Genomic DNA, 12409 nt, shown 5'->3' with positions numbered 1-12409 from the left:
CAGCGAAGACAGAATTAATAGCTGAACAGGGCGATATCCTGACACCCCAGGGCGCTCAGTGTGGCAGAGGTACTTTCCCACTGTGACAGCGTGGCGTTGCTGCCCTCCACCAGCACGGCACGGTGGATATCATGAAGGTTGCCGCCAGCCATATTCATAAAGATCAGTGCGGCCTGCAACGGCGGCAGTCCCGGGTTAAAGGCGGCATTTTCAATGTAAGCACCGCTGTAGATGCGTCCGCGGCTGTCCTGAAGCGCCACACCGCTGTGGGAATGAGAATACGGTGCATGGCTGCGGTTGGCTGCCTCGAGTGCTTTTCCGACCACTGCATTGGTGGCGAGGAAATGATAACCGTGATGCACCTGGTCAAATAACCGGGTTTCAATTCCCAGATCCACCGGCCCGAAAGCATGCGGCAGCAGCGTTTTCAGCGGCATAGCGGCCAGTTCCGGTAACTGGATCAGCAGTTCTGTACCGCTGTTCAGTTCATTCATAAACTGACGGCAGTGGCCGCACGGAGTGTAATTGACAGTGACTTTGCGCAAACCTTTCTCGCCGCGCAGCCAGGCGTGAGTGATCGCGCTCTGTTCTGCATGCACTGTCTGTTGTAACGGCACATGGCAGAATTCCATATTGGCGCCGAAATAGAGGTTACCGCTCAATCCGTGTGCAATCGCGCCGACATTAAACCTGGATACCGGCGTCACGGCACAGGCTGCGGCCAGCGGCAGCATGGTCAGTGCAAGTGCATCCTCATCAGTATCTGTGGCGTTGCAGAGTGCGCTGACCTGTTTGGCCGATAAGTATCCCGGGAACGTATCAGCACAAACAATGTCTGTCAGCTGGGTCTGTAACGGGGAAGGGAGCGTGTTCAGGGCTGCATGAAAGCGGTTTTGCATAAAATGACCTCCATTATCAATGAGATCATTCTAGCGGGTAGTTATACATAATGAACGTGATTTTTATCACGTTCATTATGAAACGAATGAAACAAATATTGAATTTGCGAGATGGGGCTCAAATTTTCAGGTCAGCCGAATAATGCCAGCAGTACCGGGAAGATAAACGGCGCCATCAGAGAAGTAATAATCCCGCAGGTCATTAATGCCAGTGAACTGTAAGCGCCTTCCACATAATCCTCTTCCGCGCAGCGGGCGGTACCGAGGGCGTGAGAAGCCGTACCCATTGCCAGACCGCGTGAAGCCTTGGTGGTGACCCGCAGTCGTCTGAACAGGGTATGGCCGAAAATCGCACCGAGGATCCCGACGAAAATCACACATACGGCACTGATTGCCGCCACGCCGCCGATGGAATTGGACACCGCGATCGCTATCGGGGTGGTGACAGATTTCGGCAGGATAGAGGCGGCAATTTCCGGTGTCGCGCCCATCATAAAGGCAATAGCGGTACCGGTGACCATGGCAATCACACTCCCGGCAAAGCAGATGGTGATGATGGATTTCCACTGTGCACGGATCTGATGCAGCTGCTCATACAGCGGGAACGCCAGTGCCACCACGGCGGGTTGCAGCAGATCGTTGAGGATGCGGCTGCCCTCAAAATAGTGGTTGTATGAAGTTCCGGTGAATATCAGCAGCGGAATGATAATCACGATGGATATCAGCAGCGGGTTTAATACCGGCAGCTTAAATTTGATATAGATAGCTCTGGCGAGAAAATAGACGCCGATGGTAAGCGGGAGCGACCACCAGATATGCGTTAACATTTGCGTTTCTCTTGTTGTTCGGTGTGTTCTGCTGCGGCAACCGCATCGGCTTCCTGTTGTTCCGGAACCGGAACATGGCGGCGGTGAATAAATTCAGAACTCAGCGCCACAGCACACATGGCGATAAAGGTACTGACGACACAGGCGATGAGGATCGGCAGCAGCTGGGCGCTGAGGGTATCGTAATAGTTCATCACACCGATACCGATCGGCAGAAATAACATCGTCATGTTTTTCATTAATAAGGTACAGCCGGGCTGAACCCAGTGCGCCGGAACAATCTGCAGTGCGAGCAGCACAAAAAGCAGCAGCATGCCAACGATGCTGCCCGGGACGGAAAACGGCAGTAACACCGCGATAATATTGCCGGCAAACAGGCACAGATACAGGATCAGAAATGCCCGGAGATAGCGCCAGCCGGTTTCCGCTATCTGTTTTGGTTTCATGATAATGTTCCTTCTTGGATGAACCTATTCATCATACAATTAACTTTTTATTTGTGCTATAGGTCACATAAAAAAACCTGCACCGGAGCGCAGGTTTTTTTCAGTTTATTGTACAGAGAAGAACTTACTTCACCTGCTGACCTGGTTGTGCACCGGAATCCGGGCTGAGCAGGAAAATCTCGTTTCCGCCCGGGCCTGCGGCCATGACCATACCTTCAGAGATCCCGAAACGCATTTTGCGCGGTGCGAGGTTAGCGACCATCACTGTCAGGCGGCCTTCCAGCGCTTTCGGATCCGGATACGCCTGGCGGATGCCGGAGAAGACCTGACGGGTTTCGCCACCGAGATCCAGTACCAGTTTCAGCAGTTTGTCAGAGCCGTCCACGAAATCGGCAGACATGATCTGTGCAATACGCATATCAACTTTGGCAAAATCATCAAAGCTGATGGTGTCCGCAATCGGATCATCTGCCAGCGGGCCGCTGACCGGTTTGGCTGACATCGCTTTGATATCCTCTTTGGAAGCTTCAATCATCTCTTCCACTTTCGCCATTTCAATACGGCTGAACAGGGCCTTGAAGTCTGCGATCTGATGATCCAGCAGCGGTTTGGCTATGCCGTCCAGTGTCAGTTCCTGATTCAGGAACGCTTCACTGCGGGCCGCCAGTTCCGGCATCACCGGTTTCAGGTAGGTCATCAGTGCGCGGAACAGGTTGATACCCATGGTGCAGATAGCGTGCAGCTCATCATCTTTACCTTCCTGTTTCGCCACCACCCACGGTGCTTTCTCATCAATATAGCGGTTGGCGACATCAGCCAGCGCCATGATTTCGCGGATAGCTTTGCCGAATTCCCGGCTGGTGTACTCTTCGCTGATGGTTTTTTCAGCATCGACAAACTGCTGATATAACTCAGGTTCAGCCAGGGTTGCACTCAGGCGGCCGTTAAAGCGTTTTTTGATAAATCCGGCGGTACGGGATGCCAGGTTGACCACTTTGTTAACGATGTCGCTGTTAACACGCTGAACGAAATCTTCCAGGTTGAGGTCAATATCATCAATACGTGAAGAGAGTTTCGCCGCGTAGTAATAACGCAGGCTGTCTGCATTCAGATGATTCAGATAGGTGCGGGCCTGGATAAAGGTACCGCGTGATTTGGACATCTTCGCGCCGTTAACCGTCACATAGCCGTGGACAAACAGGTTGGTCGGCTTGCGATAACCGCTGCCTTCCAGCATGGCAGGCCAGAACAGGCTGTGGAAGTACACGATATCTTTACCGATAAAGTGGTACAGATCAGCGTCAGAATCTTTCTTCCAGAACTCGTTAAAATCGAGATTGCCGCGTTTGTCACACAGGTTTTTGAATGACCCCATGTAGCCGATTGGCGCATCCAGCCAGACATAGAAGTATTTGCCCGGTGCATCCGGGATCTCAAAGCCGAAATACGGCGCATCACGGCTGATATCCCACTGCTGCAGGCCGGAATCAAACCACTCCTGCATTTTGTTGGCGACCTGCTCCTGGAGCGCGCCGCTGCGGGTCCATGCCTGTAACATGTCAGCGAAAGCCGGCAGATCAAAGAAGTAATGCTCACTTTCGCGCAGCACCGGTGTGGCACCGGAGACCACGGAGCGCGGGTTAATCAGCTCGGTCGGGCTGTAGGTCGCGCTGCACACTTCGCAGTTATCGCCGTACTGGTCTTCCGCTTTACATTTCGGGCAGGTGCCTTTCACAAAGCGGTCCGGCAGGAACATGCCTTTTTCCGGATCATACAGCTGGGAAATGGTCCGGGTTTCAATATGACCGTTCTTTTTCAGTGCCAGATAGATGTTCTCGGATAACACCCGGTTCTCCTCGCTGTGCGTGGAGTGGTAGTTATCAAAGCTGATGGCGAAATCAGCAAAATCTTTCTGATGCTCAACGCTCATGTTGGCGATCATCTCTTCAGGAGAGAGCCCCTGCTGTTGTGCCTTGAGCATAATCGGGGTGCCGTGAGCATCGTCGGCGCAGATGAAGTGAACCTCTTTGCCGCGCATTCGCTGAAAACGGACCCAAATATCAGCCTGGATATGTTCCAGCATATGACCGAGATGGATTGAACCGTTTGCATATGGCAACGCACAGGTTACCAAAATTTTATTAGCGATCTGAGACATAGAGTATTTCACTTCCTCAAATAATAAAGGGTCTTTGATGTTAACCGATCCCGCCCACCCCTGCCAGCAGTAATCCGGCTTTGTGTGTGGTTTTCCGGACTTTTTTCTGCCGTGAACATCCGGCGATAACCCTGCTGATTGCAGGGGATTTGTTTTGTGCGGGTTTGCGCGGAATGACTAAATTAATCAGTTGGCTTCTGCTATCATTGAAGCCGATAGTTACAGGCAATAAAAACGATAAATTTAAGGAGCCGGGATGAATGCGAAATCCCCCGGGGAGATGAACCCTGAATTGCTGAACGACCAGGTCGCGCAGGTACTGGCGACATTTGAGCATCCGACACTCAAACGCAACCTGATTGCCATCAAAGCGCTGAATCACTGCGCAATGCTGGATGATGTGCTGCATGTTGAGCTGGTGATGCCGTTTGTCTGGAAGCGCCCGTTTGAAGCACTGATTGAAGCAAAAACCAAAGAATTACGCAAAGTGACCGGTGCGGCGGCGGTGGACTGGAAACTGCGTCATGATATCGCGACACTGCGCCGGGCCAATGATCTGCCGGGCATTAACGGTGTCCGCAATATTCTGGCGGTCAGCTCCGGCAAAGGCGGTGTGGGTAAATCCAGTACCGCGGTTAACCTTGCGCTGGCACTGGCGGCGGAAGGGGCGAAAGTCGGTATCCTCGATGCGGATATTTACGGCCCGTCCATCCCGAACATGCTGGGCACCACCAAAGAGCGCCCGACCTCACCGGACGGCCAGCATATGGCCCCGATTATGGCTTACGGCCTGGCCTCTAACTCTATCGGCTATCTGGTGACAGATGATAACGCCATGGTCTGGCGCGGCCCGATGGCCAGTAAAGCCCTGATGCAGATGTTACAGGATACCCTGTGGCCGGATCTGGACTATCTGGTCATCGATATGCCGCCGGGTACCGGTGATATCCAGCTGACCCTCTCACAGAACATCCCTGTCACCGGTGCGGTGGTGGTGACCACTCCGCAGGATATCGCGCTGGTGGATGCCATGAAAGGTATCGTCATGTTCAAGAAAGTGAACGTGCCGGTTCTGGGGATTGTGGAGAACATGAGTGCACACATCTGCAGTAACTGCGGCCATGTCGAGCCGATTTTCGGCACCGGCGGGGCGGAGAAACTGGCGGAACGCTATCACACCAAACTGCTGGGACAGGTGCCGCTGCATATCTCGCTGCGTGAAGACCTCGATCGCGGCCAGCCGACGGTGATGCGTGACCCGGATGGCGAGTTTGCGGATATCTACCGTGAGATCGCCGTAAATGTGACGGCAGAAATGTTCTGGGAAGGGGATAAAATCCCGACAGAGATCGCTTTCCGCGCAGTTTAAGCGGAATTTATTTCTGCTCCGGCACGTCCGGAAAGTCAAAAAGACCAGTGCAGTGATGTGCTGGTCTTTTTTTCGGGTGGCCATAAGAGCGGTTACCCCGAAATAATGAGGCCGGATGCCCGATTATGCTGGAATCTCACGCCGTTACTCCCTATAATTCAGCGCCGGGCGGACACGTTTTGTTACTCACGGCCGGATAAGCATTAAAAGAGGCCGCAGCAGACCGTTTCGGTTTTTTTCTCTCCTATTTTCAAACCGGGTTATTTCAATTATGGCTGACACAGCACAGCAGCAGTGCACTATCATCGGCATCACCGGCGCATCCGCGTCAGGAAAAAGTCTGATTGCCAACACGCTTTATCACGAGTTACGTGCTCAGGTGGGCGATCACAATATCGGTGTGATTCCGGAAGACTGCTACTATAAAGATCAGAGCGATGTGCCGATGGAAGAGCGCATCAAGGTCAACTATGACCATCCGGGCTCTATGGATCACGAACTGCTGTTACAGCATCTGAAAACACTGAAATCCGGTAAGTCGATTCAGTTACCGCAATATGATTACGCCGAGCATACCCGCAAACCGGAATCGGTTTTGTTCAGCCCGAAACGGGTGATTATTCTTGAGGGCATCCTGCTGCTGACAGACAAACGTCTGCGCGAGCAGATGGACTTCTCCATTTTCGTCGACACCCCGCTGGATATCTGCCTGATGCGCCGCATCCGCCGTGATGTGAATGAGCGCGGACGCACACTGGACTCGGTGATTGCACAGTACAATAAAACCGTCCGTCCGATGTACCTGCAATTTATTGAACCAACAAAACAATATGCTGATATCATAGTGCCGCGGGGCGGTAAAAACCGCGTAGCGATTGATATTCTGAAAGCCAAAATCAGTCAGTTCTGCGAGTAAGCCGCCGACAACGATTAATCCGCGTTTATCCGCCGGTGATAAACGCTGAGTTTTATAAGGATGATACCATGCGACTTTGTGACCGTGACATTATTCAGTGGCTTGATGACGGCAGACTGACCATCTCCCCGCGTCCGCCGGTTGAGCGGATCAACGGGGCGACCGCCGATGTCCGCCTCGGGCATCAGTTCCGGGTTTTCCGGGGCCATACCGCCGCGTATATTGATCTCAGCGGCCCGAAAGAAGAAGTGAATGCGGCGCTGGAAAATGTCATGAGTGATGAAATCACCCTGACTGAAGATGAAGTGTTCTACCTGCATCCGGGTGAACTGGCACTGGCAGTGACACTGGAATCTGTCACACTGCCGGATAACCTGGTCGGCTGGCTGGACGGGCGTTCATCACTGGCACGCCTCGGGCTGATGGTCCACGTGACCGCACACCGGATCGATCCGGGCTGGCACGGGCAAATCGTACTGGAATTTTACAACTCAGGTAAGTTACCCTTGGCACTGCGGCCGGGAATGGTGATCGGTGCCCTGAGTTTTGAGCCGTTATCCGGCTCCGCTGACCGGCCGTATAACCGCCGCAGCGATGCAAAATACAAAAATCAGCAGGGAGCTGTGGGCAGCCGTATCAGCGAAGATTAAACGGCGGACAGTACTGTCCGCCAGCGGGTTCAACAGAGAATGGGAAAGGAACAGGGATTATGAAACGATTTTTCACCACGCTGATTATTCTGCTTGTCGTGATAGCGGCGGGCCTCGCGGCCTTAATCCTGCTGGTGAACCCGAATGATTTCCGCGACTATATCGTTAACAAGGTGAAGGAAGACACCGGTTACGAGCTGGTGATGAAAGATGATATGCGCTGGCATGTCTGGCCGAAACTGAGCATCATCACCGGTAAAATGTCCCTGACTGCCCCCGATGCCGCCGAACCGGTGGTAACTGCCGAAAATATGCGCCTCGACGTTGAACTCTGGCCGCTGCTGTCCCATCAGTTATCGGTTCGTGAAGTGATGCTTGACGGCGCACTGCTGAAAATCCTGCCTGAAACCGAATCAAAAGAGAAGAAAAGCGCTCCTGTTGCGCCGGGTAATCAGAAAGCCCGCCCGGTGCCTGTCGAACAGGAAAACAAATGGTCGTTTGATGTTGACCGCATCCGTATCGCCAACAGCCTGCTGGTCTGGCAGACAGAAGACGGTTCGCAGATCAACATGCGCGATATTAACTTCTCTCTTGAGCGTAATACCCCTGAACGCTATGTGATAGCGCTGAACAGTAATATTCTGCGCAATCAGCAGGAGCTCTCTTTCAGCCTGAGTTCTGATATTGACCTCTCCCAGTACCCGGTGCAGGTCAGCGGCAATATTAACCGCCTGAATTACCGTCTGTCCGGTGCCGGTCTGTATGCCAACGGCATCAACGGCAACGGTACGACCACCTATACCTGGCACGAAGCGGTCGGCCAGGCACCGCAGTCCCTGATCCTGGAAAATCTGAAACTGAGCGCTAACGAAAGCCAGCTCAGCGGCACAGTGGAAGCGGCACTCGGTGAAACCCCGCGTTATGATATCCAACTGACCTCCTCAAAACTGAATCTGGATAATCTGCTCGGTTATGAGCGTGCCGTACATGCAGAAAACGGGGAAAAAACCCCGGTTGCCACCAAACCGGCGGTGGTTACCACCGGCAGTGATGCGGATAAATATGATCTGACCTTTATGAACCACTTCAATGCCACTCTGGCGCTGAATGTGGATTCTCTGATTTACCAGGGAATGGAAATCGGCCAGCTGACGGTGAAAGCAGAGAACCGGGGCAGCATCACGGAAATCTCCAAAATGACCGGCAACGTGTTCGGCGGCCGTTTCTCTCTGCCGATGACGATTTATTCCGAAAAAGTTCCGGCACAGCTGCGTATCAAACCGCTGTTACAGAATATTGATGTCAAACCGTTGCTGGCGGCGTTTAAAATGCCGGAAAAATTCACCGGACGCCTGAGTTTTGACGGCGATCTGCGTGGTACCGGTTATGACCAGGACGCGGTCTTAAACAACTGGCGCGGTGACGTGGCACTGACCATCACTGATGTTAAGCTGCTCGGCCTGAATATTCCGTATCTTATCCAGCAGTCGCTCTCCCAGGCGACAGATAAAGTGGCGCAGCCGGAATCGATGGATGCTATGACCGAAGCGAAAAAACTGGAAGCTATCGGTACCCTGAATAACGGTGAAGTAAAAATCAGTAAAATTCTGGCGGTATCCGATGCCTTTAATATCACCGGCAGCGGCCGGACGAACCTGGTGAAACAGAATATGGATGTGAACCTGGGGGTTCAGATCTTAAAAGGCTGGGGGAAAACCAATGACCTGGTGACCTGGCTGCAGTCTGTCCGTATTCCGGTGGTGCTGTTCGGCAACTGGGATAATATTCAGTATAAGTTCGAAGTGGAAAACCTGTTACGTAATCAGATACAGCAACGGGTAAAACAGGCAGCCGGAGAGCTGCTGAATGAAAAAACCGGGGGTGATCTCAAAGCTGTGGAATCCTTGCTTAACCGGTTATAAATTCGCGGACGATTTATACAAACAGAGCAGTGACGATAATTTATATTGTCACTGCTTTTTTAATGCCGGAGGCCGGAACACTTAAATGATACGGGTAATAACTAAGGTTCATTGACGCATATCATTTAATCTGTTCCCGGTTTTCGGCAGAGTGCATTAATCATTTTTATAAATAAAAATACCAGACAGGAGCAGAAATGTTAGATCTTCTTATTGGTGCTGTCGTCGCCGTCGGCGTCGGGCGCTATATTATTAAAGGGTATTCAGCCACAGGGGTGCTGATGGTCGGGGGCTTACTGCTTCTGATCATCAGTGTCATCATGGGGAAAAACATCCTGCCGTCCGCCGCCACCTCCACCGGCTGGGGACCGACAAACATTATTGAGTATGTGAAGTACCTGCTGATGAACCGCGGCGGCGACCTCGGTATGATGATCATGGTACTGTGCGGCTTTGCGGCTTATATGACTCATATCGGTGCCAACGACGTGGTCATCAAAATGGTCTCCAAACCGTTACAGGTCGTGAACTCTCCGTACCTGCTGATGATTGTGGCCTACTTTATTGCCTGTCTGATGTCTCTGGCGGTTTCCTCCGCCACCGGTCTCGGTGTGTTACTGATGGCAACCCTGTTCCCGGTGATGGTGAACGTGGGGATCAGCCGTGGTGCGGCGGCAGCTATCTGCGCCTCTCCGGCGGCAATTATCCTGGCACCGACCTCCGGTGACGTGGTGATTGCGGCTGAAGCCTCTATGATCCCGCTGAAAGAGTTTGCGTTCAGCCTGACTCTGCCGATTTCTATCGTGGCGATTGTCTCTATGGCGATTGCTCACTATTTCTGGCAGCGTTTCCTTGATCGTAAAGAAGATATCAAATCTGAGATCCTGGACGTCAAAGAAATCACCACCAATGCGCCAAAATTCTATGCCATTCTGCCGTTTATGCCAATCATCGGCGTACTGCTGTTTGATGGTAAGCCGTTCAGCATCGGTTTCCTGAGCCATATCGTGCTGCCTGAATTACACATCATCACGATTATTGTCGGCTGTATTATTTTGTCTGCCATCATTGAATTCGTCCGTGGTTTTGACGGCAAAAAAGTCTATGCCGGGCTGGATGTCTGCTACCGTGGTATGGCGGATGCCTTTGCCACCGTGGTTATGCTGCTGGTGGCGGCCGGTGTGTTCGCTCAGGGCCTGAGCACCGTCGGCTTTATCTCCGGTCTGATCAGCCTGGCGCAGTCTTTCGGTTCCGGCGCGATTATCATGATGATTGCTCTGGTGATTATTACCATGCTGGCGGCGATGACTACCGGTTCCGGTAATGCGCCGTTCTATGCGTTTGTGGAGCTGATCCCGCGCCTGGCACAGCAGATGGGTATCAACCCGGCGTACCTGGTGATCCCGATGTTACAGGCATCCAACCTCGGCCGTACCATGTCACCGGTTTCCGGTGTGGTGGTGGCGGTTGCCGGTATGGCGAAAATTTCACCGTTTGAAGTGGTGAAACGGACATCCGTTCCGGTGCTTGTCGGCCTGCTGGTGGTGATTGTCGCCACTGAGTTCCTGGTGCCGGTAACACTGTAAAACAACACGGGCCGCACCGGTTATCCGCTGCGGCTTTTTTGTATCAGTACGGAAAGTGTGAGGTTGGCTTTGGATAAGATTTTTACCGGTGTGGTGCAGGGCACGGCGCTGATTCTAAAAATTGAAGAAAACAATGATCATCTGATTCATATTGTGCAGTTTCCGGAGGAGTTGTTAACGGGGCTGGCGATTGGTGATTCCGTATCGTATAACGGCTGCTGCCTGACTGTCGCAGCGATTGATAACAGCCATGTCGGGTTTTATCTTTTCACCGATACCCTGCTGAAAACCGCGCTCGGGCGGCTGGCTGCGGGTGATAAGGTCAATATCGAAAGAGTGGCGGTCTGATGATATAAAAAAAACCCCGTATCTGACGGGGTTTTTGTTCTGTGAGGGGCGTTAATTACACACGGTTAAAGGCAAGAATACGGACTGAACGCAGGTCAGCCTGAGACTCGTCGGCAATTTTCTGAGTAGCTTGTTCTAATGCATCCCGGGGTGACACACCGGCTTCGGTTTCTGTGATCTGATGTCCCTGTAAAGTGTCTCCGTTACGGGCACGCACTTTGTACGATACAAACCAATAATCCATATCATCACCTGCTTCTGTCATTAATCGTTTAATCACCATAGCGGTTTACGTCACTGATTAATGTGACCGGAATCAATCATTTAATTGTTTTTCTGTCCGGACGGCAGCGCATCAGCCTGAGCCGCGATATCTTCCAGAATCGTTTCCCGTTCAAAGAGCAATTGTTGTTCACGGCTTGAAGAGCAGGTGAACAGAAGCAGGATAAGCAGACCGGTTGCGGCGGCGGAAATCAGCCATGAACGGCGATCCATTCTGCGGTTACGGACACCGGAGGCAGCGGAATACAGCCATCCCAGAACGGCACCGCAAATCAGCCCGCTGAAATGGGCCACATTATCCGTCACCGGCTCCTCATCATCCGGCACTGCACTGAGTACCGACAGTACGATCAGGACAATCATGGTGATCAGCAGATTTTTATAACGCAGGCTGTCCGCCACCGACACGGACGGATCTTTCCGGGCCCGGATAAGATACATCACGGTGGTACCGGCAAGCCCCATAATGGCGCCGGAGGCCCCGACACCGACAGTCACCGGAATGCCGGACAGCGGAGACATATCGTTCTGAGTGGCCTGCCAGAGCGCGCTGGCAAAGGATGCGGAAATACCGGTAAACAGATAGATAAACAGCATTCTCATTTTGCCGGTCAGCGCTTCACAGTTAATGCCGAACACCAGAAGGGCGATGAGATTGACGCCCAGATGAAACGGATCGGAATGAAGCAGGATGCTGGTTATATAGCGCCACCAGTCGCCGGTCAGTGATAACTGATACACACTGCCGCCCGCCAGCAGCATATTGTAGACCTGGTCTGCCAGCGGCGAAGCGTAATTCACCTGCCAGATATAAACGCCGGTATTGAGCAGGGCGAGGAAAAAGGTGAGCAGCATGGCTGAGAGCCGGTACTCCGGCCGTGAAGGCAGAACCACATCACCCCAGGGATTTATGTTATTCATTATTATTTTGCGGATAATTTGATTTGATTAAGTCTATTTGAGGGGCAGGCAGGCTGTAAACAGGAAAAAGCCGGGATAATTATCC

At 52.4% G+C, this 12409-nt stretch carries 12 protein-coding genes; 6 read left to right on the top strand and 6 right to left on the bottom strand.

All coding sequences use genetic code 11. From position 1 onward, the window contains the following. Positions 1-14: 14 nt before the first annotated feature. From cdd to metG, 4 genes are all read right to left on the bottom strand, one after another. Positions 15-899, bottom strand: a complete 885-nt coding sequence (gene cdd / locus X965_RS03385; protein WP_036417038.1) for a cytidine deaminase — start codon at positions 897-899, stop codon at positions 15-17. 131 nt (positions 900-1030) lie between these two features. Further along, entirely contained in the window at positions 1031-1726 is a 696-nt protein-coding gene (locus X965_RS03380; RefSeq protein ID WP_004241693.1) for a CidB/LrgB family autolysis modulator, read from the bottom strand. Further along, positions 1720-2172: a CidA/LrgA family protein gene (locus tag X965_RS03375; RefSeq protein ID WP_004241694.1), complete on the bottom strand. Its 453-nt coding sequence runs from the start codon at positions 2170-2172 to the stop codon at positions 1720-1722. The genes X965_RS03380 and X965_RS03375 overlap by 7 nt, the downstream gene beginning before the upstream one ends. Before the next feature lie 124 nt (positions 2173-2296). Continuing rightward, positions 2297-4330 carry a methionine--tRNA ligase gene (metG, locus tag X965_RS03370; RefSeq protein ID WP_036417035.1) on the bottom strand — a complete coding sequence of 678 codons (2034 nt, stop codon included), beginning with the start codon at positions 4328-4330 and terminating at the stop codon, positions 2297-2299. 256 nt (positions 4331-4586) lie between these two features. Between metG and apbC the strand changes: the two genes are divergently transcribed. The 6 genes from apbC to X965_RS03335 all read left to right on the top strand — a co-directional run bounded on the left by apbC (position 4587) and on the right by X965_RS03335 (position 11121). Continuing rightward, positions 4587-5699, top strand: coding sequence for an iron-sulfur cluster carrier protein ApbC (gene apbC / locus X965_RS03360; protein WP_004235745.1), 1113 nt, complete (start codon positions 4587-4589; stop codon positions 5697-5699). A 271-nt stretch (positions 5700-5970) separates the two neighbouring features. Beyond that, positions 5971-6615 (top strand): uridine kinase, encoded by a 645-nt coding sequence (gene udk, locus X965_RS03355; RefSeq protein WP_004235746.1) that lies wholly within the window; start codon positions 5971-5973, stop codon positions 6613-6615. Positions 6616-6683: 68 nt separating this feature from the next. After that, entirely contained in the window at positions 6684-7265 is a 582-nt protein-coding gene (gene dcd / locus X965_RS03350) for a dCTP deaminase (RefSeq protein WP_004235748.1), read from the top strand. 59 nt (positions 7266-7324) lie between these two features. After that, positions 7325-9187, top strand: a complete 1863-nt coding sequence (gene asmA / locus X965_RS03345) for an outer membrane assembly protein AsmA (RefSeq protein ID WP_036417031.1) — start codon at positions 7325-7327, stop codon at positions 9185-9187. A gap of 197 nt (positions 9188-9384) precedes the next feature. Further along, positions 9385-10773, top strand: a complete 1389-nt coding sequence (gene dcuC, locus X965_RS03340) for an anaerobic C4-dicarboxylate transporter DcuC (protein WP_024474096.1) — start codon at positions 9385-9387, stop codon at positions 10771-10773. Positions 10774-10842: 69 nt separating this feature from the next. Then, positions 10843-11121, top strand: coding sequence for a riboflavin synthase (locus X965_RS03335; RefSeq protein ID WP_004241698.1), 279 nt, complete (start codon positions 10843-10845; stop codon positions 11119-11121). A 55-nt stretch (positions 11122-11176) separates the two neighbouring features. Here the strand turns inward: X965_RS03335 and X965_RS03330 are convergent, their stop codons facing one another. Then, positions 11177-11365 carry a hypothetical protein gene (locus X965_RS03330; RefSeq protein ID WP_029991050.1) on the bottom strand — a complete coding sequence of 63 codons (189 nt, stop codon included), beginning with the start codon at positions 11363-11365 and terminating at the stop codon, positions 11177-11179. A gap of 80 nt (positions 11366-11445) precedes the next feature. Further along, positions 11446-12324 carry a rhomboid family intramembrane serine protease gene (locus X965_RS03325; protein ID WP_004235753.1) on the bottom strand — a complete coding sequence of 293 codons (879 nt, stop codon included), beginning with the start codon at positions 12322-12324 and terminating at the stop codon, positions 11446-11448. Positions 12325-12409 lie beyond the last annotated feature (85 nt).

Origin of the sequence: Morganella sp. EGD-HP17, from assembly GCF_000512315.2 — a bacterium.
Classification (GTDB): Bacteria; Pseudomonadota; Gammaproteobacteria; order Enterobacterales; family Enterobacteriaceae; genus Morganella; species Morganella morganii.
Note: the sequence above shows the minus strand (reverse complement) of the source record. Positions and strands in the feature narration are given on the sequence as shown.